This is a genomic window from Nocardiopsis sp. SBT366 (assembly GCF_001083815.1).
GTDB lineage: Bacteria > Actinomycetota > Actinomycetes > Streptosporangiales > Streptosporangiaceae > Nocardiopsis > Nocardiopsis prasina.
Window position 1 is genome coordinate 1 of record NZ_LAVM01000012.1, and the last position, 25,716, is coordinate 25,716.

At 70.1% G+C, this 25,716-nt stretch carries 16 protein-coding genes; 11 read left to right on the forward strand and 5 right to left on the reverse strand.

Going from position 1 to position 25,716, the window contains the following annotated elements; translation table 11 throughout:
- Positions 1-120: 120 nt before the first annotated feature.
- The 5 genes from ligA (at position 121) to gatA (ending at position 8,024) form a co-directional block, all read left to right on the forward strand.
- Positions 121-2,274: an NAD-dependent DNA ligase LigA gene (ligA, locus tag ADX84_RS05395; protein ID WP_049568608.1), complete on the forward strand. Its 2,154-nt coding sequence runs from the start codon at positions 121-123 to the stop codon at positions 2,272-2,274.
- 258 nt (positions 2,275-2,532) lie between these two features.
- Positions 2,533-4,569, forward strand: a complete 2,037-nt coding sequence (locus ADX84_RS05400) for a bifunctional diguanylate cyclase/phosphodiesterase (RefSeq protein ID WP_049568457.1) — start codon at positions 2,533-2,535, stop codon at positions 4,567-4,569.
- A 351-nt stretch (positions 4,570-4,920) separates the two neighbouring features.
- Positions 4,921-6,147, forward strand: a complete 1,227-nt coding sequence (locus tag ADX84_RS05405; protein ID WP_234003846.1) for a PQQ-binding-like beta-propeller repeat protein — start codon at positions 4,921-4,923, stop codon at positions 6,145-6,147.
- 80 nt (positions 6,148-6,227) lie between these two features.
- Positions 6,228-6,527: an Asp-tRNA(Asn)/Glu-tRNA(Gln) amidotransferase subunit GatC gene (gatC, locus tag ADX84_RS05410; RefSeq protein ID WP_017545799.1), complete on the forward strand. Its 300-nt coding sequence runs from the start codon at positions 6,228-6,230 to the stop codon at positions 6,525-6,527.
- Positions 6,528-8,024 (forward strand): Asp-tRNA(Asn)/Glu-tRNA(Gln) amidotransferase subunit GatA, encoded by a 1,497-nt coding sequence (gene gatA / locus ADX84_RS05415; RefSeq protein ID WP_049568461.1) that lies wholly within the window; start codon positions 6,528-6,530, stop codon positions 8,022-8,024. It abuts the gene before it with no gap.
- 60 nt (positions 8,025-8,084) lie between these two features.
- Here gatA and ADX84_RS05420 read toward each other — a convergent pair whose 3' ends face one another.
- The 5 genes from ADX84_RS05420 to ADX84_RS05440 all read right to left on the reverse strand — a co-directional run bounded on the left by ADX84_RS05420 (position 8,085) and on the right by ADX84_RS05440 (position 14,909).
- Positions 8,085-8,909 (reverse strand): aminoglycoside 6-adenylyltransferase, encoded by an 825-nt coding sequence (locus tag ADX84_RS05420; protein ID WP_049568464.1) that lies wholly within the window; start codon positions 8,907-8,909, stop codon positions 8,085-8,087.
- A gap of 166 nt (positions 8,910-9,075) precedes the next feature.
- Positions 9,076-10,248, reverse strand: coding sequence for a thioester domain-containing protein (locus tag ADX84_RS05425; protein ID WP_049568467.1), 1,173 nt, complete (start codon positions 10,246-10,248; stop codon positions 9,076-9,078).
- A gap of 295 nt (positions 10,249-10,543) precedes the next feature.
- On the reverse strand, positions 10,544-11,776 hold the full coding sequence (locus ADX84_RS05430) for a thioester domain-containing protein (protein WP_234003847.1): 1,233 nt from the start codon (positions 11,774-11,776) through the stop codon (positions 10,544-10,546).
- Positions 11,777-12,136: 360 nt separating this feature from the next.
- Positions 12,137-13,336, reverse strand: coding sequence for a thioester domain-containing protein (locus ADX84_RS05435; protein WP_049568473.1), 1,200 nt, complete (start codon positions 13,334-13,336; stop codon positions 12,137-12,139).
- 403 nt (positions 13,337-13,739) lie between these two features.
- The gene (locus tag ADX84_RS05440) at positions 13,740-14,909 is read right to left on the reverse strand and encodes a thioester domain-containing protein (protein WP_049568478.1); all 1,170 of its coding nucleotides are present in this window, start codon (positions 14,907-14,909) and stop codon (positions 13,740-13,742) included.
- 248 nt (positions 14,910-15,157) lie between these two features.
- On the opposite strand from ADX84_RS05440, the gene gatB reads away from it, so the two are divergent.
- The 6 genes from gatB to serA all read left to right on the forward strand — a co-directional run bounded on the left by gatB (position 15,158) and on the right by serA (position 25,476).
- The gene (gene gatB / locus ADX84_RS05445; RefSeq protein ID WP_049568480.1) at positions 15,158-16,672 is read left to right on the forward strand and encodes an Asp-tRNA(Asn)/Glu-tRNA(Gln) amidotransferase subunit GatB; all 1,515 of its coding nucleotides are present in this window, start codon (positions 15,158-15,160) and stop codon (positions 16,670-16,672) included.
- Positions 16,673-17,129: 457 nt separating this feature from the next.
- The gene (locus ADX84_RS05450) at positions 17,130-19,835 is read left to right on the forward strand and encodes a bifunctional diguanylate cyclase/phosphodiesterase (RefSeq protein WP_049568484.1); all 2,706 of its coding nucleotides are present in this window, start codon (positions 17,130-17,132) and stop codon (positions 19,833-19,835) included.
- Between the two features lie 403 nt (positions 19,836-20,238).
- A complete protein-coding gene (locus ADX84_RS05455) occupies positions 20,239-22,014 on the forward strand; it encodes an acetolactate synthase large subunit (protein WP_255352553.1) in 1,776 nt (591 codons plus the stop codon).
- Between the two features lie 18 nt (positions 22,015-22,032).
- A complete protein-coding gene (gene ilvN / locus ADX84_RS05460; protein WP_017547239.1) occupies positions 22,033-22,557 on the forward strand; it encodes an acetolactate synthase small subunit in 525 nt (174 codons plus the stop codon).
- Positions 22,558-22,670: 113 nt separating this feature from the next.
- Positions 22,671-23,666 (forward strand): ketol-acid reductoisomerase, encoded by a 996-nt coding sequence (gene ilvC / locus ADX84_RS05465; RefSeq protein WP_199560618.1) that lies wholly within the window; start codon positions 22,671-22,673, stop codon positions 23,664-23,666.
- Between the two features lie 220 nt (positions 23,667-23,886).
- A complete protein-coding gene (serA, locus tag ADX84_RS05470) occupies positions 23,887-25,476 on the forward strand; it encodes a phosphoglycerate dehydrogenase (protein WP_049568494.1) in 1,590 nt (529 codons plus the stop codon).
- The last annotated feature ends 240 nt before the right edge of the window (positions 25,477-25,716 follow it).

Consider the following 25,716-nt stretch of genomic DNA (forward strand, 5'->3'; position numbering starts at 1 on the left):
CTCCGGCGGAAGCTCAGGTGGTGTAGAAGAGACAGGCCCCGTGAGAGCGACAAGAAAGGCAGCAGTGGCGCGCCCGACAACACCACCGTCCCCGACGAGGTACGCGCCCGCCACGCCGAGCTGTGCCGTGAGCTGGACGACCACAGCTACCGGTACTACCTGGGCAACCCGATCGTCTCCGACGCCGAGTACGACCAGCTCATGCTCGAACTGCGCGGCATCGAGGAGCGCCACCCGATCCTCGTCAGCCAGGACTCGCCCACCCAGAAGGTCGGCGCGCCCATCAGCGTCGACTTCGCCGAGGTCGAGCACCTCGTCCGGATGGAGAGCCTGGGCAACGCCTTCGACTCCGAGGAGCTGTCCGCCTGGGCCGACCGCGCCTCCGCCGAGGTACCGGTCGACGCCTACCTGTGCGAACTCAAGATCGACGGCCTGGCGGTGGACCTCGTCTACGAGCGCGGACGCCTGATCCGGGCCGCGACCCGTGGCGACGGCCGGGTCGGCGAGGACATCACGCTCAACGTCCGCACCATCGGCGTGGTCCCCGAACAGCTCGACGAGAGCACCCGCCCCGCCCCCGAGCTGCTGGAGGTGCGCGGCGAGGTCTTCCTCCCGGTGGAGGACTTCGAGAAGCTCAACCAGCGCATCGCCCTCGACGGCAGCCACGCCCCGTTCGCCAACCCCCGCAACGCCGCCGCCGGTTCGCTGCGACAGAAGGATCCGAGGGTCACCGCGACCAGGCCGCTGTCGATGATCGTGCACGGCGTCGGCGCCTACACACCCGCCGAAGGGGGCGAGGGGACGGCCTTCACCAGCCAGTCGCAGGCCTACACCCTCCTCGGCGAGTGGGGGCTGCCGCTCAGCGACCGCTACAAGGTCGTGGGCACCATGGACGAGGTCCGCGAGTACGTCGCGCACTACCAGGAGCACCGGCACGATCCCGCCTACGAGATCGACGGCATCGTGGTCAAGGTGGACGACTTCTCCCTCCAGCGTCGGCTGGGCTCCACCAGTCGCGCGCCCCGGTGGGCGATCGCCTACAAGTACCCGCCGGAGGAGGTCACCACCAAGCTGGTGGACATCAAGGTGGGGGTGGGCCGCACCGGCCGCGTCACCCCGTACGGCGTGATGGAGCCGGTCCTGGTGGCCGGGTCCGAGGTCGAGTTCGCGACCCTGCACAACGCCCAGGAGGTGGCCCGCAAGGGCGTGCGCATCGGCGACACCATCGTCCTGCGCAAGGCGGGCGACGTCATCCCGGAGATCGTCGGCCCGGTGCTCGACCTGCGCGACGGCACCGAACGCGAGTTCGTCATGCCCGAGCGCTGCCCCGAGTGCGGCACCGAGCTCGGTCAGCAGAAGGAGGGCGACGTCGACCTGCGCTGCCCGAACGCCCGCTCCTGCCCGGGACAGCTGCGCGAGCGGGTGGCGTTCATCGCCGGACGACGTGCACTGGACATCGAGGCGCTGGGCTACGTCGCGGCCACCGCTCTCACGCAGCCGCTGGAGCCCGTCGAGCCCGCGCTCAGGGACGAGGGCGACCTGTTCGACCTCACCGTCGATCAGCTGCTGCCGATCCGCACGCACGTCCTGGACCCGGACACCACCGAGCCCAAGACCGATCCCAAGACCGGCGAACCCAAGGTGGTCTCCTTCTTCGCCAACATGAAGGGCGAGCCGAAGAAGACGGTCGAGAAGCTGTTCGAGCAGCTGGAGGAGGCCAAGGACAAGCCGCTGTGGCGGGTTCTGGTCTCCCTGTCCATCCGCCACGTGGGCCCGCGCGCCGCCGAGGACCTGGCCCGCCACTTCCGGTCCATGGACGCGATCCGCGCCGCCTCCGAGGAGGAACTGGCGTCGGTGGACGGGGTCGGCCCGACCATCGCCCGGTCCATCCACGAGTGGTTCGCCGTGGACTGGCACGCGGAGATCGTCCGAAAGTGGGCGGCCGCGGGTGTCCGTATGGAGGACGAGGGCCAGGAGCCGGGCTCCCGGGTCCTGGAGGGCGTCACCGTGGTGGTCACCGGTTCGCTGGAGGGCTTCACGAGGGACGGCGCCAAGGAGGCCGTCGCCGAGCGCGGCGGCCGGGCCACCGCCTCGGTCTCCAAGAAGACCGGTTTCGTGGTGGTGGGGGACGCGCCCGGTTCCAAGTACGACAAGGCCGTGAAGCTCGGAGTCCCGGTGCTCGACGAGGCCGGGTTCCGGGTCCTGCTGGAGGACGGCCCCGAGGCCGCCGGGAGTCTGCGGATCAACCCTGTGGAGGAGGCTCCGGAGGGGTAGGCTCCGCCGCACACCCCTGGTACGCGCCTGGCGCGCCCAGGCGCCGTTCCGGTGCCGTGGACCTGATCGCGAGCGCCCCTTCCGGGGCGCGGGCAGGGACCCGAGACGGGTCCCTGCCCTTTGTGGCTCGCGAATCTCTTCACGGATAGTTCATGTGATGCGACAGTTGGTGACGAAACCCCGTAAGCTGTGCGACAACACCACCGGATACGGACAGAGCCCTATCCGGGATAACGGTCATCAGTCACGAGGACACCGATGAAGGACCCCATCAGTACCCGGGACATCGGTCCCCGGGTCGGGACGCCGCTGTGGCTCTACATGGCGGCAGCCACCGCCGCGGGCGCGGCGCTGCTCGCAGTGTCCAGCGTCGAACTGGGCCTCGACCAGCTGATCAACCTGGCCAGGGAACCGCTGGTCTGGGTGCTGCTGTGCATGGTGATCCTCGGTGAGCTCAGACCCATCGCCATGCCCGGCCAGGCGCCGGGCAGCGGTGCGCCCACCTCACTGCCCTTCACGTTCGCGCTGGTCATCTTCTACGGGCTCCCCGTCGCCGCCCTCATCCAGTGCGTCGCCACCGTCGTCGCCGGGGTGGCCCGGGGCCACGCGCCCCACCGCACCGCCTTCAACGGCGCCCAGTACGTCCTCTCCCTCGGCGTGGCCGACGCCGTGCTGCGCCTGACGCTCCCCGAGATCGTCACCTCCCCCTGGGTGCCAGCCGGGGGTGAACTGGTCGGGGTCGCCCTCGCCGGTGCCGCCTCGTTCCTGGTCAACCGGGTCCTGGTGCTCTGCGCGGTGGCCATGCACGAACGCGTGCCCCTGCGCCAGGTGATGTTCAAGGGCCTGGGCCAGCAGGTGTACGTGAACGCGGTCCTGCTGAGCCTGTCGCCGCTCATCGTCATCGCGATGACCCACTCGGTGCTCTACGTGCCGCTGTTCGCCTTCCCCCTCGGAGCCCTCTACTCGAGCGCCTTGCTGTTGGTGAAGCGCGACCACCAGGCCAACCACGACGAACTCACCGGACTGGCCAACCGCAAGCTCCTCACCGTCCGCGCCCGCCGCGAGGTCGACCAGGCCCACCAGCGCGGCAACCGCGTCGGCCTGCTGCTGCTCGACCTGGACCGGTTCAAGGAGGTCAACGACACCCTCGGCCACCCGACCGGCGACCGCCTCCTCCAGACCCTCGCCCGACGGCTCATCCACAGCGTGCGCCCGAGCGACCTCGTGGCCCGTCTGGGCGGCGACGAGTTCGCCATCCTCCTCCCCCAGGTGCGCGACGCCGCCACCGCCCGTGAGGTGGCCCTGCGGCTCAAGGGCGCCCTGGCCGAACCCGTACGGCTGGACGGCATGGACTTCGACCTCCAGGTCAGCACCGGTATCGCCCTGTACCCGGACGACGCCCCCGACTTCGAGCTCCTCATGCAGCGAGCCGACGTCGCCATGTACGTGGCCAAGGCCGACCGCACCGGCGTGGAGAGCTACGACCCCGGCAAGGACCGCAACTCCACCGCCCGGCTGAGCATGTACAGCGAGCTGCGCCGAGGGCTGGCCGAGGGCGCGCTGGAGATGCACTACCAGCCCAAGGTGGACCTGGCCGACGAACGGCCCGTGGGCCTGGAGGCGCTGGCCCGGTGGCGGCACCCCGTCCGCGGCCTGCTCACCCCGGACGAGTTCATGCCGGTGGTCGAGCACTCCAACCTGTTCCGGGCCTTCACCGGGCAGGTCCTTGACATCACCCTGGCCCGGGCGGCCCTGTGGCGGAACCAGGGCCAGACCCTCCCCGTGGCGATCAACCTGGGCGTGCGCGAACTCCTGGACCCGGACCTGCCCGAGACCGTCGCCGCCGCCCTGCGCGAGCACGGTGTCCCGCCGAACCAGTTGGTCCTGGAGATCAGTGAGCGCACGCTCATCGAGGACCCCGACGCCGCCACGGCGGCCGTCGGACGCCTGCGCGTCCTTGGCGTGGGGCTGACGCTGGACGACTTCGGCACAGGCCACTTCACCCTCGCCCAACTGGCCGGTCTGCCACTGGACGAGGTGAAGATCCACGAGTCCTTCACCGCCCGCCTGGTGGACGGCACGGCCAACGGTCACACGGTGGTGCGCGGGGCGATCGCCCTGGTCCGCGCCCTGGGCATGAGAGCTGTCGCCGAGGGGGTGCAGTCGCGCGAACTGGCCGAGGCCGCGCGGGACACCGGCTGCCAGTCCGCGCAGGGGCACTACTTCGCCCGGCCGATGATCGCCCGCGACGTGATGACCTGGGTGGCCGCCCACGACACCGGCACCCCCGTCTGACGCCCACGTGACCCGGGTGGGCCACGCTCTTCGGCCTTGACCGAAGGTGGCCACGGGTTGGGGCTCCGCTGAAACCGCAGCCCAGAGGGAGGCCTGACCTTTCGGGCCGTCATCTGCCCGCAGAGGCGGGAAGTGACCCGCAGTGGTGCTGATAACGTGCTCACCGCCCCATTCCCGGCGCAGTGACGGAGGCACCTCCATGCCTGGACACGAACTGGGCGTCAACGTTCAGGACGCCGCTTTCGGTGCCACTTGAAACGGAGCCCAAGCCTTCCTGCAAGGATTCGGGGTTCCATCCTGTTCGCCCGCCCCTTCGCGCGATGCTTTGTGACGTTCTCCGGTCTCGTATTGATGGTTCCCATGGTCGGCTGCTCGGTGCTCGGGCCGGAGCACACTGCGCGGGAGCCCGGTGAGCCCCCGGAGTACCGGTCGTCCGTCACTGAGATCGCCTGGACCTGGGAGCCTCCTGGGGATCTTCGTGACGTCCGTCTCCGAGAAATGGACGAGGGCATCGCCGTACTTACTGCGGACGGGGTCCACGCCCTGTCGGGGGAGTCGGGCGAGGAGCTCTGGTCATACAGAGACCGGGGGCAGTCGTTGGTGAGTGAGGTGACGGACAGCGGAGAACATGTCGTTCTGTATGACAAGGACACGTCGCGCACCACGCTGATGGAGATGGCCACCGGACGTGTTGCTCACGAGTTCGAGTCCGATCTGTCCGGTGTCGAATACACACGTGAGCACGAGCCGTTCCATCTGGAATCCGCTCTGCGGGGCATCTCGGGGGAGACCTGGATCGTGCGTTGGGAGGATTCGGTCAGCTCCTACGAACTTTCCACGGGGGAGCCGCTGTGGTCCGTGCCGAACGTGCCGGATTGTTCCGACGCGGGTCAGGTGGACAGCCTGACGGTGCAGACGGACGTGGTGGTCGCGGCCACCACCTGCTTCGAACAACCCGAGGGCGAGGAGAGCGTGGCCTGGACGGTGGGGCAGGATTTCACCTCCGAGCTGGTCGGACTCTCGCCGGACACGGGTGAGGAGCTGTGGCGCGTGGAACACTCCATCGGCCGCATGCCCCACGAATCCCTGGAACGCACCATCAGCTCGCGTCCGGGAGGACTCGTGCACATCGATTTCCACTACCGAGGTATCGGGGACTCTCTCCTCGATATCAAGGACGGAGCGGCGATCCATCTGGACACGGGTGAACTCGTCTGGACCTCCCCGGACGGAACCGGGTTGGGCGTGTGGGACACCGAGACCGGTCAGTATCGGATCGAGGATCTCTCGGGGAACGTCGAACGGGTCCTGGAGCGCCAGGTCGTGCCCATGAAGGAGAACATGGTGGTCGAGGGTCACAGAGTGGGACTGGAGGAAGGTGTCCTCTACCTGGAGGACTGGATGGAGGATGCTTCCGATCCGGAGGGGTTCGCGCGTTTCGAGGGACTCGAGGACTCCGTAGTGCTGACCTGGGACGACGCGGTAGGCCTCTCGGTCATCAACGCGATCAGTGTTCCCGGGGCCGTGGCCGTTGCGTACGTGGCCGACGGTCAGGCGGGAGTCATGGGCCTCAGGTGAGGGAGAGCGGCACCGGGACCGGCGGCGGGACAATAGGATTGTCCTGATCACCCGTCCGCCGAAGAAACGGTTCTCACCTGATGACCGCCATCACCCGTGATGAGGTCGCGCACCTCGCCCGGTTGTCGCGGCTGGCGCTCGACGAGAGCGAGCTCGACACGCTCGCCGCCCAGCTCGGTGACATCCTCACCGCCGTGGCCAAGGTGCAGGAGGTCGCCCAGGGCGACATCCCGCCGAGCTCGCACGCCCTGCCGCTGACCAACGTCTACCGCCCCGACGAGGCCCGGACCGGCCTCACCCCCGAGCAGGCCCTGGCTGGCGCCCCCGCGGTGGAGAACCAGCGCTTCCGGGTGCCGCGCATCCTTGGGGAGGAAGAGTAGATGAGCGACGTCATCGGGCTCAGCGCCGCCGACCTCGGCGCGGCCATCAAGGCGGGTGAGGTCTCCGCGGAGGAGGCCACCACCGCCTACCTCGACCGCATCGAGTCGGTCGACGGCGACATCAACGCCTTCCTGCACGTGCGCCGGGAGACCGCGCTCTCCCAGGCCCGCGACGTGGACGCCAGGCGCTCCGCCGGAGCGGACCTCGGCCCCCTCGCGGGCGTGCCGGTCGCGCACAAGGACGTGTTCACCACCAAGGACATGCCCACCACGGCCGCGTCGAAGATCCTGGAGGGCTGGCAGCCCCCCTACGACGCCACCGTCACCGAGCGCCTGCGCGAGGCCGGTCTGGTCATCCTCGGCAAGACCAACATGGACGAGTTCGCCATGGGCTCCTCCACGGAGAACTCGGCCTACCAGATCACCCGCAACCCCTGGGACACCGACCGCATCCCCGGTGGTTCCTCGGGTGGTTCGTCGGCCGCGGTGGCCGCCTTCGAGGCGCCCCTGGCCACCGGCACCGACACCGGCGGCTCCATCCGCCAGCCCGCGGCCGTGTGCGGCCTGGTCGGCGGCAAGCCCACCTACGGCGGCTCCTCCCGGTACGGGATGATCGCCTTCGCCTCGTCCCTGGACACCCCGGGCCCGTTCGCGCGCAACGTGCTGGACGCCGCCCTGCTCCAGGAGGCCTTCTCCGGCCACGACCCGCGCGACTCCACCTCGATCGACGCCCCCGTGCCGCCCGTGGTCGACGCCGCCAGGATCGGTGACGTCGAGGGCCTGCGCGTCGGCGTGGTCAAGGAACTGGACAACGAGGGCTTCCAGCCCGGCGTGCGCCAGCGCTTCCGCGAGACCGTGGAACTGCTGGAGTCCCTGGGCGCCAAGGTCGTCGAGGTCTCCTGCCCGAGCTTCGACGCCGCCCTGTCGGCCTACTACCTCATCGCGCCCAGCGAGGCCTCCTCGAACCTGGCCCGCTTCGACGCCATGCGGTACGGCCTGCGGGTGGGCGACGACGGTACGCGCAGCGCCGAGGAGGTCATGTCGCTGACCCGCGCCCAGGGCTTCGGCCCGGAGGTCAAGCGCCGGATCATGCTGGGCACCTACGCCCTGTCCAGCGGCTACTACGACGCCTACTACGGCAGCGCCCAGCAGGTGCGCACGCTGATCAAGCGCGACTTCGACGCCGCCTTCGAGAACGTGGACGTGCTGGTCTCGCCGACCACCCCGACCACCGCGTTCCCGATCGGTGAGCGCGCCGAGGACCCCATGGCCATGTACCTGGCCGACCTGTGCACGATCCCGTCCAACCTGGCCGGGAACGCGTCGCTGTCGGTGCCGTGCGGCCTGGCCCCGGAGGACGACCTCCCGGTCGGCTTCCAGATCATGGCCCCGCCGCTGGCCGACGACCGCACCTACCGGGTCGCGGCCGCCGTCGAGCGCGCCCTGAACGAGCGGGACGGCGCGCTGATCGCGCGCAGCCCCTACGCGGTCTCCTAGACCTGACGCACGACGCCCTCCGTTCCCCACTGGGGAGCGGAGGGCGTTCGCGTTCGCTGGCTAGCCGATCAGCCTCGTGACGTCCTCGTGCAGATCCTCGGGAACGTCGACGCCCCACCGCTGCCCGGCCTCCCGCGCCAGTTCGCGGCTCCAGGCCCAGCTGTTCGCCAGCGCCCGGTGGACCTCCTCCGGGGCCGCCGTCCCGGTCGTCCCGGTGTGGCGCGCCACGTCCAGGGCGGGCAGGTCCGCCTCCAGGGCCCGGCTCGGGGTGAGCCAGTGCGCGGTGGAGCCGCGCAGCAGCCGCACCAGCTTGAGCTGGGGCGGGGAGACCATCGTGGCCAGTGCCGCGTGGGCGCGGGCGGTCTCACCGCGGGCCAGAACGTGGGCGGCCATGAGCGTCCAGTTGGCCAGCTCCCCCATGAGCTGTTCGGCGGTCGGGGCCGGGTCCGGCGGGACGAACCCGGCCAGCGGGCGCACGGCCTCGGTGAGTCGGCCGGTGCGGTCCACCAGCACGGCGGTGTCGGGATCGGGCAGGTGGATCATGCCCTTCCAGGTACCGATCTCCGCGATGGCGGACCCGGGCTCGAAGTGGAACTCGCCGCGCATGAGGTCGTCGAAGACCACCGCGAGGATGCCGAAGAGGTTGGTGTAGGCCAGCCGGAGCGGGGCGAGGCGGGACACGAACTCCCGGCCGTCGAGGGCCCCGGCGTGCTCGTCGGCGACGTACACGTAGGCGTCCAGGTCGGAGAGGGCGTCCGCCTCTCCCGTGCTCCAGGACCCGTAGAGCAGGACCGCCTCCACACGGGGGTCGGCCTCGGCGACCTCGCGCAGGCGCTCGACGCGCCGTTCCAGGGCGGTGGGCGGGGTTCGGTGGTGGTCGTGCACGGATACTCCGTCGTCTCGGGGTGTTCCGGGCAGCACGAAGGCACCGCCCGGGAGGGAACCGTTCGGGCGGCGGGCCCTGGTGGGGTACTCCGCCGTCCCTAGGAGGGACGGAGCTCGGTCACCGCGATCGCGCACATGGAGGGCATTCTAGTGCCGGGGCGTGTGGCTACTCGCCGGTCCCGGCCGCCCTGCGGCGTCTGATGAGGAGAAGGGCGCCACCACTGGCGACGGCGACCAGCGCTGCGGCTACCAGGGCGAACACGGCTCCGCCCGTGACGGCCAACCCGCCGCTCTCGGACACCGAGGCCCGGTCCGCGACCGGGGAGGGACTGGGCTCGTCGGTCGGCTCCACCACGGGCGGGGTGCCGCCCGCCGCGTCCCAGGCCACCGTGGCGACCTCGGAGACGACGATCTCGCTGTCCTGGGCCGTGATGAGCGTCTGCGTGGGCTCGTCGGGGTCCTCGCCCTTGAACAGGCGGCCGATCTCCACGGCGGCCGTGGTCTCCAGCACGAGGGTCGCCTCACCCGCCCCGGCGTCGGCCGGGACGGAGAAGGCCACGGTGTCGCCGCTGCTGACCTCGTCGACGACCCGGCCGCTCCCGGCGTCCACCAGTTCCACGCCGTCGGGCGCCTCCAGCCGCACGGGGATACCCTCGGCGCTGGTCTCGACGGTGAACGCGCCGATCTCCTCACCGGCCAGGCCGGACCCCTGCCCCGGGGTGACGGTGAGCGCGGAGGCCGGTTCGTTGGCCAGTTCCTCGGCGTCGCGGACGAGGTGGTCGTAGAGGTGGGTGACGTTGCCCGCGTTGACGTTGTCGTCGAGTTCGGGACTCTGCTCCACCCGCTCCAGGTGCAGGCCGTTGCTGTAGTGCCAGATGGCGGCCTGGGTGGCGGTGAGTGCCTCGGACTCGGTCAGGCGCGCCATTCCGGCTCGCTCCTCCAGCTCCCCGACCCCGACCACCGGGTAGGAGTTGCGCAGGATCCAGGTCACCCTGCCGGGCTCGGCGAAGTCGCCCTGCCCCGGGTAGTTCTCCCACTGGTCCTCGCGGTACCGGGCCTCCTCGACCAGCCCGGTACGGAAGTCGATGCAGTACGTGGTGAGCCTCTGGTCGCTGTCGTCCAGGCGCACGTCGAAGGTGGCCGTCGTGGTGAAGGGCTCGCCTCGCATGGTGACCGAGTGGCCGTGCTCGGCGACGCCCGTGTACTGGCCGCGCACGGACCCCTGGTAGGGCGCGGGATCGGCCGCCGCCGGGACCGCGAGCCCGAACACGAGCAGGGCGGTGGTCGCGGCGGCGAGGGCCGAACGCCCTGAGGGGGAGCGGAGGGACACGTGCGTCACTTCTCTTCCTGAGGTGTTCCGCCCGGGGCGACGGGAAACAGTGCGATTCAGGTGGTGAAGGAGGGCATTGGGGGGTGGTGCGTCCGTCCGCCGAGGTTTTCACGGTACCTCGAACCGCACAACGGAGTCCTTTGTATCTGGCCGACATCAGCCATGTGCGGGATCGCATGTAAACCATTCGGCGTAATGCGCGTGGTGGGGTCGAAAAAAGGACTTCCGTTTTGTTCACGCATGACAAAGGGCCCGCCCCGCGAGTGAATCGCGAGGCGGGCCCCTGTACGGGCGGAGCGGCTACCTAGACGTCCGTGCCGGCGGCGCTGCCGCTGCGGCGCTTACGGGCCAGGTAGAGGGCGCCGCCACCGGCACCCAGCGCTGCCACACCGGCGGCCACGAGGCCGAGCAGCGCGCCACCGGTGACGGGGAGGCTGGGCTCGTCGTCCTTGCCAGGGGCGGGCTTGTCGTCCTCGGAGGGAGCGTCGGTCGGGGTGGGCTTGGGCTCCGGCTCGTCGGTCGGCTCCGGGCTCGGGCTCGGGTTCGGCTCGGGCTCCTCGGACGGCTCCGGCTCCGGCGTCGGGGTGGGCTGGTCGGCCTCGGCCCACTCCGCGGAGGCGGCGGCGTTCACGGCGACGTCGCTGTCCTCGGCGGTGATCAGGGTCTGGGTCGCCTTGTTGGGGTTCTCGCCCTTGAACAGACGACCCTGCTTGATGGTGGCGTTGGCCTCCAGGCTGAAGGACGCCTCGCCCGCCTCGGCGTCCTCGGGGACCGCGAAGCCCACCTTGTCGCCGTTCTCGACGGTGGTGACGGCCTCGCCGGACTCCAGGTCGACCAGCTGGACGCCCTCGGGGGCGGTCAGGTCGACGGGGACGGTGGCCGCGTTGGTCGAGATCTCGAACTCGCCGACGGTCTCACCGGCCTTGCCGGCGGCGCTGTTCGGGTTCACGCTCAGGGTCGGCGCGGGCTCCTGGGGGAGCTCCTCGGCGTTGGAGACGAGGTAGTCGTAGATCGCCCTGACGTTGCCCTGACCGCGGGTGAGGGTGGCGCCGTTGCTGTAGTGCCAGATGGCGGCCTGGGTGGCGGCCAGCGCCTCCTTCTCGGTGACGCGGGCGGCGTTGGCGCCCTCGGCGGCCTCGGCCAGGTCCTTGGCGCTGACCGTCGGGTAGCCCTTCTGGAGGATCCAGTGCACCTTGCCGGGCTCGGCGAAGGAACCCTTGCCCGGGTAGTTCGCCCAGCTGTCCTCCTGGTACCAGGCGCTCGAGCGGATGCCCGTCTCGATGTCGATGCAGTAGGTGATCAGCTCGCTGCCGTCCTCGAGGCGGAGCTTGAAGAGGTTGGTGCCGATCGTGCCGGCGCTCATGGTGACGGTCTCACCGGACTGGTGGTTGCCCACGTACTGGGCGCGCACGGAGCCCTCGTAGGTCTCCACGGGCTCCGCGGCGGCCGGGGCGGCCAGGCCGAAGGTCAGCAGCGCCGCGGCCGAGACCGCGAGACCCGCGCGACCGGTGCTCCGGAGGTTGGGGGAGTGCTTCACGTCGTGTCCTGTCATGAGGTGCCGCGCCACACGGCCCTGGGGAGTGCGGCGGCGGGAGGAGGAGGAGAGCGCGTCCGGGAGGGGCCGGCGCGGCTTCGGGCTTCGAGAGAGCCCGGAGGCACACGAGAAGAGGTTTGTGCCTGTCCGATATTAGCGATCTGTCGGGGTACCTCCAAGCCGAACCGGAGGGAATTCTTGGCTCGACTGCCCTGAACTGCGGCTTCTCCGCAAAAGACGGAGGGCCCGCCCCCGTGATCTCTCACGCGGACGGGCCCTCGTGCGGCTCGTTCCCTTGCCGTGCCGTCTCCGGTGTCCGGATCGACGGTGCGGCCGGGGTCACCGACTCAGGGGAGTGAACCCTCAGGCGTCGGTGTCCTCACCGTTGGCCGCCTTGCGCTTGCGGCTCAGGTACAGGGCGGCGCCACCGGCACCCAGGGCGGCCACACCGGCCGCGACCAGACCCGTGAGCGCGCCACCGGTCACCGGGAGGGTCGGGCTGTCGTCCTCCTTGGGCGGGGTCGGCTTCTCCTCGGCCGGCTCGCTGGGCTTCTCAGCGGGCTCAGAGGGGGTCTCGCTGGGCGAGGGGGTCTCGCTCGGCTCGTCGGTCGGCGGGACCGGGGTCTCGCCCTTGGCCCAGGTCGCCGAGGCCGAGGCCGTGGCGTTGGTGGGCTCACCGTCGACGGTGATCAGCGTCTGGGTGGGCTTCTTCGGGTCCTTGCCCTGGAAGAGGCGCCCGGTCTCGACGGTGGAGGTGGCCTCCAGGCTGAAGGACGCCTCGCCCGCCTCGGCGTCCTCGGGGACCGCGAAGCCGACCTTGTCGCCGTTCTCGACGGTGGTGACGGCCTCGCCGGACTCCAGGTCGACCAGCTGGACGCCCTCGGGGGCGGTCAGGTCGACGGGGATCTCGGTGGCGTTGGTCTCGATGACGAACTCACCGATGGTCCCACCGGCGGTGCCCTCGGCGGAGGAGGGGGTGACGCTCAGCGCGGCGCCGGGCTCGCGCTCGGTCTCCTCGGCGTTCTCGACGAGGTACGCGTAGACCTTCTCGACGGCCTCGCTGTTGCCCTCGCTGAGGTCCATGTCGTTGCTGAAGTGCCAGATGGCGGCCTGGGTGCCCGCCAGCGCGTCACCGTTGCTCAGGCCCTCGACACCGGCCGCCTCGCCGAGCGCGGCGGCGTCGGTGCGGGGGTAGGAGTTCTGGAGGATCCACAGGACCTTGCCGGGCTGGGCGAAGGAGCCCTCGCCCGGGTAGTTGGCCCAGTCGTCCTCCTTGTACTCGGCGTCGCGGACGATGTTGGTGCGGAAGTCGATGCAGTACGTCGTGAGGACGCTGCCGTCGGTCAGCTCCAGGTTGAAGAGGCTGGGCCGGACCTCCTCGCCGTCCATGTGGACGTTCGGGCCGTTCTCGGCGTTGCCGGTGTACCGGCCTTCGAGGGAACCCTCGTAGGTCTCGACCTCGTCGGCGGCCGCGGGGGCGGCCAGACCGAGGGCGAGGAACGCCGCGGCGCTGGCGGCGAGGCCAGCGCGTCCGGCGGTGCGGGGGAGGGAGAAGTTACTCAAGTTGTGTCCCGGTGTCTTCTAGGGGTAACCGGATGGAATCCGCCCAGGTCGATGGGGAGCCGTGTGCGGAGGGCGCGGTCGCCACGGATGGCACCCTCGAAAGTGAGGGAGGGCCGCTGAGGTGCGCCCGGCGGGCGTCACACCATGTCGGGGGCAGGGGCGCGGTGGCCGTTCGGGGCCGGGCACGGTCTTTCCGGTTGGGGCTCGATGACGCGGGAACGGGCCGCGTGCGCCGTGGGAAAGCCGACCGCCCGCTTGATACTAGCGATCGGATTCACCACTTCCAACCCGCTCCGGAGAAAATGTGACCCATAACGGGTCGGAAAAAAATCCGGCGGGGAGAAGTCGCATTATGTTCCGGTGTTATGGAACGTGAGTTCGGAGAAGAGTGAGTTCCCGGTTCTCAGTCCCGTCGCTTTCTACCCAGAACCAGGATGAGCAGGCCGGACACGACCAGCGCCCCGGCGATGACCAGCAGGCCGGACAGCCACGTGCCGGTGAGGGCCAGACCGCCCTCGGCGTTCCGGTCCTGCGCCTCCGGGGTCGGTGTGTCCTCCACCACGGGCTCGGGCGAGGGCAGCTCACGGACCTCCGGGGCCTCGGGCTCGGCCGTCTCGGGCACGGGCTCCTCGGTGGTCTCGCCCCTGGGCTCCTCGCCCCGCCAGGTGAACGTCGCGCTGGTCGAACTCGTCGCCGAACCCGGCTCGGCGGTGATCAGCGGCTGCGTCCGCACCCCCTCGCGGCCGGTGAACAGCCGCCCCTCCTCCAGGGGCACATCGCTGCCGCGCACATGGAGGGTGACCACCCCGGCCGGGACGGACGGGTCGACGTCGAGGTAGACCTCGTCCCCGTCGTGGGCCTGTGAGATCTCCTCTCCCTCCGCATCGACCAGCCACGACGCCGGGGCGCCTCGCAGCGAGAGCCGCACCGGCCCCTCGCCCGCGCTGGACACCGTGAGGGGCCCCAGCGGTTCCTCCGGGGCGACCGCCTCGGTCTGGGCGGGGGAGACCTCAACGGAAGGGGAGGTGGTCCCGCCCCCGGCGTCCGCGCTGCCCTCCACCAGGTGCGCGTAGAGGGTCATGACGTCGGGGTGGTTGGTGTCCGGGTCCAGTTCCACCCCGTCCAGCACGTTCCAGAGGGCGGCCTGGGTCGCCGCGATCGCGTGCGTCTCCTCAAGGAACAGCACCCCGGAGACGGCGCCCAGTACGGGCAGGGGCACGTTCGGGTAGGAGTTGGAGACCACCCAGTTGGCCCGGTGAGCGGGGACCGAATCCCCAGGGGTTACGGTCCACTCCGGACGGTCAGCCCATGCCGACTCCACGTAGGCGGTGCGCGGCCGCACCTCCTCGTCCACGACCAGCGCGTAGGCGCGTACGGAGTCCTCGTCGGCCACGCGCAGACTGAACAGTGCCGTGTCCACTTCGTCGCCGTCCGTGAGCACGACGGGCAGGCCCGCGACCGGATCTCGGTCAAGACGGGAGAAGTCGTCGGCCGCCGCGGGGGCGGTGGTCAGGGTGCCGATCAGCGCGGAGGCGGAAAGCAGCGCGGCGCACCGCAGCAGGATGCCGGACATGCGCGGGCGCTCCTGTTGGGACATGCGGAAGGGGTCGAACGCCCCTACCGTCGAAATCGTTTTCCTGGGCAGTAAAGACTAACCGTCCGACACCCGTCACAGCGGGAGATCATCTCTACAGCGGCCCAATCGTGTGCTCGCCGTGACATCCGTCAGCCGCACCCCACTCGGGGACGGGACCGCCGGACCTCTCAGCCTCGGTAGGCTGAGCTGGAAGGTATGTCCTCTACTGAAACGGGTTTGCGGCGATGGCCCACGCGGTGACTCCCAGCTTTGAACAGGCGCTGAACACGTACGAACCCGTGCTCGGCCTGGAGACCCACATCGAGCTGGGTACCGCCTCGAAGATGTTCTGCCCCTGCCCCACCGCCTTCGGCGCCGAGCCCAACACCCAGGTGTGCCCGGTCTGCCTCGCGTTCCCCGGCTCCCTGCCGGTGGTCAACGAGAAGGCCGTCGAGGGCGCGATCCGGCTCGGTCTGGCGCTCGACTGCTCCATCGCCCCCTGGGGCCGGTTCGCGCGGAAGAACTACTTCTACCCGGACATGCCGAAGAACTACCAGATCTCGCAGTACGACGAGCCGATCTGCGTGGACGGGCACCTCGACGTCACGGTCGACACCCCCGAGGGGCCGCGCGTGTTCCGCGTGGAGATCGAGCGCGTCCACATGGAGGAGGACACCGGCAAGTCCTCGCACGTCGGTGGTTCCACCGGCCGCATCCACGGCGCCAGCCACTCCAACGTCGACTACAACCGCGCCGGTATCCCGCTCCTGGAGATCGTCACCAAGCCGATCACCGGCACCGGTGAGCTCGCCCCGCTGGTCGCCCGCGCCTACGCCGCCGAACTGCGCGACCTGGTCCGCTCGCTCGGCATCTCCGACGTCCGCATGGAGGAGGGCTCCATGCGCTGCGACGTCAACGTCTCCATCAACGAGCGCGGCGCCGACAAGTGGGGCACCCGCAGCGAGACCAAGAACGTCAACTCCCTGCGCTCCGTCGAGCGGGCCGTCCGCTCGGAGATCGAGCGCCAGGCCGGTGTCCTCGACGCCGGAGAGCGGGTCGTGCAGGAGACCCGCCACTTCCAGGAGCACCTCGGCCGCAGCACCTCCGGCCGCTCCAAGGAGGAGGCGCAGGACTACCGCTACTTCCCGGACCCCGACCTCGTCCCGGTTGCCCCATTCGAGGGGTGGATCGAGGAGCTGCGCGCCACCCTGCCCGAACTCCCCGCCGCCCAGCGCGCCCGGGTCACGTCCGAGTGGGACCTCTCCGACACCGAGCTGCGCGACCTGGTCAACGCCGACGCGATCGGCCTGGTCGAGGCGACCGTCACCGAGGGAGCCCCCTCGGCCGAGGCCCGCAAGCTGTGGCTGAACGAGCTCTCCCGCCGCGCCACCGAGCAGGAGGTCGAACTCTCCTCCCTGCCGATCACCCCCGCGCAGGTCGCCCGGGTCATCGCGCTCGTCGCCGAGGGCACGCTCACCAACAAGCTGGCACGCCAGGTCGTCGAGGGAGTCCTCGCGGGTGAGGGCGAACCCGACGCTGTGGTGGAGGCCCGTGGCCTGAAGGTCGTCAGCGACGACGGCGCGCTCGGCGCGGCCGTCGACGAGGCCATCGCCAGCAACCCCGACGCCGCCGACAAGGTGCGCGGGGGCAAGGTGGCCGCCGCCGGCGCCCTGGTCGGCGCCGTCATGAAGGCCACCCGGGGCCAGGCCGACGCGGGCCGTGCGCGGGAGCTCATCCTGGAGAGGCTCTCCGGCCAGTAGGGGCCGGGCGGACCGCCCGTCGGCGCCGGGGTGTGAGGCAGGGCTCCTCCGTTCGGCCCGGGTGGGCGGAACCGCCGTCGGTCCCGGTTCGTTGCCCGGTGCGTGAGCGGCGTCGGGGGGACTCGGTCCCCTCGGCGCCGCTGTCGCTTCCGGCAGGGGAACACCGGGGTGACGCTCACTCAGGGTGATGGTTCTGTCGTCATCTCTCGTCCGCTCCTCAATCGCTGTGTGACCTTGGTTGCGTAGGGTGTCCACGCACGGGGGTGAGTCCGGCTCGCCGGGTCCACCCCGCCGCCGTCCGTCCCGGTCCCGGTGGGAACCGGGCGGCAACCCGCGCGCGGCACGGCGCCGCGTCCTGATGCGAGTGATCACGAGGTGGGTGCTCCATGTTCGAGGAGAGAGCGCGACGGCGGCCGGGGGCCGCCCGGGTCGCCGCGCACCCGCTGGGAGGCTGGTGATGGGAACGAGGGCACGCCGCCTGGGACTGTTCGGGTTGGGCGCGCTTTTCCTGCTCTACCTCGCGGGGACCGTCGTCCCTTCGGGAGAGGCCACGCTGACCGCGTCCCTGGGACAGTGGCCCACCGCCGTGGTGGCCGGTGTCGCGGGGGGCTCCCTGCTCTACGCCTCGCGGCGCTGGGCACGGACCGGTGCGGACCGGGAGGCCCACGTGGACGGGGCGGACGGCCCGGCCGCGCTGCGCTTCCTCGGGCTGGCCGCGCTCGCCTGGTGCGCGGGTGGTCTCACTCACGCCATCACCCGCTCCTTCAGCGGAGCGTCGGTCCTCTCACTCACCCTGGGTGACCTCTTCGCGCTCGCCGCACTGCCACTCTTCGTGATCGGCTTCACGCGGTTCGCTCCCTGGCCGGGCGGCCTGCGCACGGCGGTGCGGCACATCACCGACAGCTACGTGTGCGCCGCCGCGGTCTTCTCCGTGGTGTGGATCCTGCTCTTCTCCCCGCTCTACGAGGAGCTGGGCGAGGGGGCGGGGTTCCTCGGGTTCGCGCTGGTCTACCCGGTCGCCGACATCGTGGTGCTGTGCCTGCTCATTCCGCTGGTGTTCATGTCGCCGCACAGCACCCGTCGCGCGGTGCTGGTGGCGATCGGCGCGCTGGTCGTCATCGCGGCCTCGGACATGGTCGGCGCGGTGACGCGCCTGACCGGCCCCCCGGTGGCGGGCGGCGTCGAACAGCCGGTGCGCTTCCTCGGGTTCGCCCTGCTGGGCGCGCTGCCCTGGTTGGTGGAGCACCGGCCGGGCGCCGCGCCCCGGAGGATCACTGGCCGGGGGCTCTACCGGTTCGCCCCGGAGATCGCCGCCGTGGGCTCGGTCTTCGTGGCCACGGTCGTGCTCACCGTCGCGGCGCTGCGCCTGCCGGACGTCGCCCCCGTGCTGCCGCTGGCGGCGGGGACGGCGGTACTGGTCCTGCTGCTGCGGGTCGTCGGGATGCTGGAGGAGAACTCCACGCTCGCCCGCATGGTCCGCAACCGCGAGGGGCACTTCAACGAACTGGCCCGCAACAGCGGCGACGTCATCCTCGTCCTGGACCGCGACGGCGGTGTCCACTACATGAGCCCGGGCACGGCGGAGGCGTTCGGCTACCGGCTGGACGACGTCCTGGCGGCTCCGGTGACCACGCTCATCCACCCGGAGGACCTGGCCCGGACCAAGGCCGTCACGAACCTGTTCAGCGAGCGGTCGAGCCAGGGGGTGCACCTGCGACTGCGGGTGCGCGCCGCGGACGGCACCTGGCGGCACACGTCCTCGACGATCTCCCTCTACGAGCAGCCGGGTGAGCCCGACCGCCTGCTGGTCACCACCAGCGACATCAGCGCCCAGGTCGCCCTCCAGGACGAGGTCGAGCACCTGACCTTCCACGACGGCGTCACGGGCCTGCCCAACCGCGCCTACCTGGAGGAGCGGGCCAGCGACGTCCTGGCGCACCGGGCGATCAGCGACGACCCCTCCGGGGACGTCGCGGTCATCTTCCTGGACCTGGACGGGTTCACGGCGGTCAACGACTCCGCCGGGCACGTGCGCGGCGACCACATGCTGGGACAGGCCGCCCGGCGCCTGCGCGGGGAGCTGAGCGCCAACGCCACGCTGGCCCGCTGGGGCGGGGACGAGTTCGCGGTCCTGGTGGAGGACGTGCCCAAGGCGCAGCGGGTCGTCGACCTCGCCGAGCGGCTGGGCAGGGTGATCGCCTCCGAGCCCTTCCAGGTGGCGGACCGGGACATCCTGCTGACCGCCAGCATCGGTGTGGCCTTCGCCGACGAGGCCACCGACAGCGGGGAGCTGCTGCGCAACGCCGACGTGGCGATGACCCGGGCCAAGGAGCGCGGCGCCGGGAACGTGGAGGTCTACGCCGCCCACATGCACGAGATGGTCGTGTCCCGGCTGGAGCTCCAGATCCGGTTGCGGCAGGCGCTGGCCAACGGCGAGTTCTTCCTGGAGTACCAACCGGTCGTCGACCTGGGCACGTCACAGGTGAACGCGGTGGAGGCGCTGGTGCGGTGGGACCGCGACGGCGAGGCGGTGGGCCCGGGCGAGTTCCTGGGCGCCGCCGAGGAGTCGGGTCTGATCGTGCCGCTCGGCGAGTGGATACTGCGAGAGGCCTGCGAGAAGGTCGCCGTGTGGCGGGTCTCCGACTGGGACATCGGCCTGTCCGTGAACCTGTCCGTGAAGCAGGTGCTGTCGCCGAGGTTCGTGGAGACGGTCGCGGGTGTGCTCGCCGAGACCGGTCTGCCCGCGGAGGTGCTGACCCTGGAGGTGGACGAGGAGGTCCTCCTCGACGACCGGGGCGACGCCGTGGCACGCCTTGGCGAACTCCGCGAGCTCGGGGTGCGCCTGGCCATCGACGACTACGGCATGGGCTACGCCTCGCTGGCGCACCTGCGCGAGCTGAGTGTGGACGCGATCAAGATCGACCCGTCGTTCATCGCGGACCTGGGGCGCGACGACACGGTCACCCTGCTCACGCACACGATCATCCAGCTCGGCCGCGACCTCGGCGTCCAGGTGGTCGCCGAGGGCATCGAGCGCCCCGAGCAGCTGGAGCAGCTGCGGGTGATGGGCTGCGACCACGGTCAGGGCTTCCTCGTCGCCCGCCCCATGCCCGCGAGCGGTGTGGAGTCCCTGGTGGGCGGGGAGGCAGGAGCCAACCTGTAGCCGCCCGAAATCGGGCGACCTGGGATGTTAAGTCCGACTTACGAATGATGTTTCGAGCTCCTGTCGCGTGTTCTGCGTTACACGCGACAGGGGCTTTCTCATTGTCCTCGCAGGTCAGGGCAGTGGTGCCGGTTCTCGCTCGGCCGCATTCTGACATTTCTGTCTCAGATAATGAGACAAACTTCAGTTCTGGTTGACGCGCGACCGTTCCGTCGGCCAATGTTGTCAACGTGCAGAACAACTCCCTGATTCTCGTACTTGGTCGGCGCGCAGCCCACTGAGTTTGCTCTGCTGCGCGCCACCCCTCGACCGCCACCCGGCGGTGGGGGTTTTTTTATTGCCGCACCAGGTCGAGAACCGGCAACCACCACCCCCAGAGCCGCAGCACCGCTCTGGACCCTCGCTGAAGGATCTTGAGATGACCGAGCAGATGACCGGCGCCCAATCGCTGATCAGGTCGCTGGAGCACGTCGGCGTTGACACTGTCTTCGGGATTCCCGGCGGCGCCATCCTCCCGGCCTACGACCCGCTCTACGACTCGGTGAAGGTGCGCCACATCCTGATGCGCCACGAGCAGGGCGCGGGGCACGCGGCCGAGGGCTACGCCTATGCCACCGGCCGACCCGGGGTGTGTATGGCCACCAGCGGGCCCGGGGCCACCAACCTCGTCACGCCACTGGCCGACGCCCACATGGACTCGGTCCCGATGGTCGCCATCACCGGGCAGGTCGCCGCCCCGATGATCGGCACCGACGCCTTCCAGGAAGCCGACATCTGCGGCATCACGATGCCGATCACCAAGCACAACTTCCTGGTCAAGGACGTTCGCGACATCCCCCGCACCATCGCCGAGGCCTTCCACATCGCCTCCAGCGGCCGCCCCGGCCCGGTGCTCGTCGACATCTCCAAGGACGCCCTCCAGAACAGCGCCGACTTCGTCTGGCCCGAGCGCCTGGACCTGCCCGGCTACCGCCCGGTCACCAAGCCCCACGGCAAGCAGGTCCGCGAGGCCGCCCGGCTGATCGCCGACGCCAAGCGCCCGGTCCTCTACGTGGGCGGTGGCGTCCTGCGCGCCGGGGCCTCCGCCGAACTGCGCGTCCTCGCCGAACTCACCGGCGTCCCCGTCGTCACCACGCTGATGGCCCGGGGCGTCTTCCCCGACAGCCACCCGCTGTACGTGGGCATGCCCGGCATGCACGGCGACGTCACCGCCGTCGGCGCCCTCCAGAAGGCCGACCTGATCGTCGCCCTCGGCGCCCGTTTCGACGACCGCGTCACCGGCCGCCTGGACAGCTTCGCGCCCGACGCGAAGATCGTCCACGCCGACATCGACCCGGCCGAGATCTCCAAGAACCGCCACGCGGACGTGCCCATCGTCGGTGACTGCCGCGAGGTCCTCGCCGACCTCGTCGTCGCCGTCCGCGCCGACCAGGAGAAGGGCCGCCAGGGCGACTACGAGGCCTGGTGGCACCGGCTCAAGCAGCTGCGCACCACCTACCCCAAGGGCTTCGACGCCCCCACCGACGGCAGCCTGTCACCCCAGGCGGTCATCCAGCGCCTGGGACAGGTCGTCGGCCCCGAGGCCACCTACGTCGCGGGCGTCGGTCAGCACCAGATGTGGGCCGCGCAGTTCATCGACTACGAGCGCCCGGGGGCCTTCGTCAACTCCGGCGGACTCGGCACCATGGGCTTCTCCGTCCCGGCCGCCCTGGGCGCGAAGGTCGGCGACCCGGACCGCGTGGTCTGGTCGGTGGACGGCGACGGCTGCTTCCAGATGACCAACCAGGAGCTGGCCACCTGCGCGATCGAGGGCATCCCGATCAAGGTCGCCGTGGTCAACAACGGCAACCTGGGCATGGTCCGCCAGTGGCAGACCCTGTACTACGAGGGCCGCTACTCCAACACCGACCTCCAGACCTCGCCGCTGGACGAGAAGGTCCGCATCCCGGACTTCGTCCGCCTGGCCGAGGCCTACGGCTGCGTGGGCCTGCGGTGCGAGCGCCCCGAGGACATCGACGCGACCATCGAGAAGGCGATGTCGATCAACGACCGTCCCGTGGTCGTCGACTTCACCGTCAACCACGACGCCATGGTCTGGCCCATGGTCGGCCCCGGCGTCAGCAACGACAACATCCAGTACGCGCGCGACATGGCGCCCAACTGGGAACACCAGGACTAGGAGTAGGGCCGAACCACCATGAGCCGTCACACGCTTTCCGTTCTGGTCGAGGACACCCCGGGCATCCTGGCCCGGGCCTCCGCCCTCTTCTCCCGTCGTGGGTTCAACATCGACTCGCTCAGTGTGAGCACCACTGAGTACACCGGACTGTCCCGGATGACGATCGCGGTCAACTGCGACCTCCACCCCTTGGAGCAGGTGACCAAACAGCTCAACAAGCTGGTCAACGTCGTCAAGATCGTGGAGATGGACACCACCGCGTCGGTGCAGCGCGAGCTGCTCCTGGTCAAGGTCAAGGCCGACGCGTCAAGCCGCACCCATGTGCTTCAGACGGCCGAGCTGTTCCGCGCGCACGTCGTGGACGTCAGCCCGGACGTCGTCGTCATCGAGGCCACCGGCGACCCCGAGAAGCTCGATGCCCTGGTCAGGAACCTGGAACCCTTCGGGATCCGGGAACTCGTGAAGTCAGGGCTGGTCGCCCTGGGACGGGGTCCCCGTTCGATCACCGACCGCTCCCTGAGGGCGGTCGACCGCAGCGCCTGAGCCGTCAACCGGCGAACAGGCACCCGGCGGAGCTCGAACTGAAAGGCTGTCCGGACACGGCCGGACGGCTCACCCCGCCCCCAAAGAACGTGAGAAACAAGGAGCAACCCCAAGTGGCAGCACAGATGTACTACGACGACGCCGCCGACCTCGCGCTCATCCAGAGCAAGAAGGTCGCCGTGATCGGTTACGGCAGCCAGGGCCACGCGCACGCGCTGTCGCTGCGGGACTCGGGCGTGGACGTCCGGGTCGGTCTGGCCGAGGGCTCCAAGAGCCGCGCCAAGGCCGAGGAGGAGGGCCTGCGGGTCGTCAGCCCCGCGGAGGCCACCCGCGAGGCCGACGTCATCATGATCCTGGTCCCGGACCACATCCACCGTGACCTGTACGCCCAGGAGATCGAGCCCAACCTGGAGGCGGGCAACGCCCTCTTCTTCGGGCACGGCTTCAGCATCCGCTACGGCCTGATCAAGGCCCCCGAGGGCGTCGACGTCGCCATGGTCGCCCCCAAGGGCCCGGGCCACCTGGTCCGCCGCCAGTACGAGGCCGGGCGCGGCGTGCCCTGCCTGGTCGCGGTCGAGAAGGACGCCAGCGGGCAGGCCTGGGACCTGGCGCTGTCGTGGGCCAAGGGCATCGGCGGCACCAAGGCCGGTGTCATCCGGACCACCTTCACCGAGGAGACCGAGACCGACCTCTTCGGTGAGCAGGCCGTCCTGTGCGGTGGCACCGAGGAGCTGGTCAAGGCCGGTTTCGCCACCCTGGTCGAGGCGGGCTACCAGCCGGAGATCGCCTACTTCGAGTGCCTGCACGAGCTCAAGCTGATCGTCGACCTCATGTACGAGGGCGGCATCTCCAAGATGAACTGGTCCGTCTCGGACAACGCCGAGTACGGCGGCTACACCCGCGGCCCGCGCCTCGTCACCGAGCAGACCCGCGAGGAGATGCGCAAGATCCTGGGCGAGATCCAGGACGGCACGTACGCCAAGGAGCTCATGGACGAGTTCGACGCCGGTCAGCCGACCTTCGGCAAGCGCCGTGAGGCCGAGCAGAACGAGCAGATCGAGAAGGTGGGCGCCGAACTGCGTCCGCTGATGAGCTGGCTCAAGGGGTAACAGCGCCTCTCGTAACTCGAAATCCCCACCGGGGGCGGGGCGGTCGCTCCGCCCCCGGTGGCGTTCGCGGGGGAGGGTGACTCTTCTTTCGTCGGCGGTTCCCCCATCCGCCCGACGGGCTTCCCTACCCCGCTAGTAGACTTTGGACCGGCCGTCACACCCGATTCGGGCAGCGCCTCCACCTGCGCGATCGGGTCGCACCACCCGAAAAGGAACAGTTGTGACCAAACCCGTCGTACTCGTCGCGGAAAAGCTTTCGCCTGCCGGAATCGCGCTTCTCGAGGAAGACTTCGAAGTACGCCATGTGGACGGTGCCGACCGGTCCCAGCTGCTTCCCGCCCTGTCCGGCGTCGACGCCCTGATCGTGCGCAGCGCCACGCAGGTCGACGCCGAGGCCGTCGCCGCGGCCAACCGCCTCCAGGTCGTCGCCCGCGCCGGTGTCGGCCTGGACAACGTGGACGTGGACGCCGCCACCAAGGCCGGCGTCCTGGTGGTCAACGCCCCCACCTCCAACATCATCAGCGCCGCCGAGCAGGCCATCAACCTGCTGCTCGCCAGCGCCCGCAACACCGCCCCCGCCCACAACGCGCTCATCAACGGTGAGTGGAAGCGGTCCAAGTACACGGGTGTGGAGCTCTACGAGAAGGTCGTCGGCGTGGTCGGCCTCGGCCGGATCGGCGCCCTGGTCGCCCAGCGCCTGCTGGCCTTCGGCACCCGGGTCATCGCCTTCGACCCCTTCGTGCAGCCCGCCCGCGCCGCCCAGATCGGCGTGGAGATGGTGACCCTGGACGAGCTGCTGGAGCGCTCGGACTTCATCACCATCCACCTGCCCAAGAACAAGGACACGGTGGGCCTGATCGGCGACGAGGCGCTGAGCAAGGTCAAGCCCTCCGTACGGGTCATCAACGCCGCGCGCGGCGGCATCCTCGACGAGGAGGCCCTGTACCGGGCGCTCAAGGACGGTCGCGTGGCCGGTGCGGGCATCGACGTGTTCGCCAAGGAGCCCACCACGGACAGCCCGCTGTTCGAGTTCGAGAACGTCGTGGTCGCCCCGCACCTGGGTGCGAGCACCGCCGAGGCGCAGGAGAAGGCGGGCACCCAGGTGGCCCGCTCGGTGAAGCTGGCGCTGTCCGGGGAGTTCGTTCCGGACGCGGTGAACGTGCAGGGCACCGGGGTCGCGGAGGAGATCAAGCCGGGTCTGCCGCTCACCGAGAAGCTCGGCCGGGTGTTCACCTCGCTGGCCGGGGCGCTCGCCGCGAGGATCGACGTCGAGGTGCGCGGTGAGATCGCCCAGCACGACGTCAAGGTCCTGGAGCTGGCCGCCCTCAAGGGCGTGTTCACCGACGTGGTCGAGGACACCGTGACCTTCGTGAACGCGCCGCTGCTCGCCAAGGAGCGCGGTGTCGAGGTCAACCTGGTCACCAGCGACGACAGCACCGACTGGCGCAACCTGATCTCCGTGCGCGGTGTGCTGGCGGACGGGACCCTGGTCTCGGTCTCGGGCACGCTGACCGGTCCCCGCCAGTCCGAGAAGCTGGTGGAGATCAACAACTACACGATGGAGATCGGCCTCGACGAGCACATGGTGTTCCTCTCCTACGAGGACCGCCCGGGCATCGTCGGCAAGGTCGGCGCGCTGCTCGGCGACGCCGAGGTCAACATCGCGGGCATGCAGGTCATCCGGGACCAGGAGGGCGGCAAGGCGCTGATCGCCCTGACCGTGGACTCCGCCGTGCCGGACGAGATCCTGACGTCGATCGCCGCGGAGATCGACGCCGAGATCGCCCGCCAGATCGACCTGGAGGACTGACCGGAACCGGTCAGTACGGGGGCCGTTCCGCCCCGGATGTCGACATCCGATATCCGTGCGGAACGGTCCCTTTTTCATGTCGCATGAATTTCCCATTTATGCCTCTATGAGGATTGATTTTGTCCTTTGTAATTCGATCCAAAGAGTGCGTCTGTGGTTGGCAAACATCGTGACACCCCCGCCAGCCTGGTTCTTCGTCTCCGTGGTGCGGATGTAAGCGTGGCCAAGGGTCGGCTGCGG

Coding starts and splice junctions, on each gene's coding strand:
- gatA (WP_049568461.1), top strand. CDS start 6,528: ATGAGCGACGTCATCGGGCTCAGCGCCGCCGACCTCGGCGCGGCCATC.
- ADX84_RS05450 (WP_049568484.1), top strand. CDS start 17,130: ATGGGAACGAGGGCACGCCGCCTGGGACTGTTCGGGTTGGGCGCGCTT.
- ilvN (WP_017547239.1), top strand. CDS start 22,033: ATGAGCCGTCACACGCTTTCCGTTCTGGTCGAGGACACCCCGGGCATC.
- gatB (WP_049568480.1), top strand. CDS start 15,158: ATGGCCCACGCGGTGACTCCCAGCTTTGAACAGGCGCTGAACACGTAC.
- ADX84_RS05400 (WP_049568457.1), top strand. CDS start 2,533: ATGAAGGACCCCATCAGTACCCGGGACATCGGTCCCCGGGTCGGGACG.
- ADX84_RS05440 (WP_049568478.1), bottom strand. CDS start 14,909: ATGTCCGGCATCCTGCTGCGGTGCGCCGCGCTGCTTTCCGCCTCCGCG.
- gatC (WP_017545799.1), top strand. CDS start 6,228: ATGACCGCCATCACCCGTGATGAGGTCGCGCACCTCGCCCGGTTGTCG.
- ADX84_RS05405 (WP_234003846.1), top strand. CDS start 4,921: ATGGTTCCCATGGTCGGCTGCTCGGTGCTCGGGCCGGAGCACACTGCG.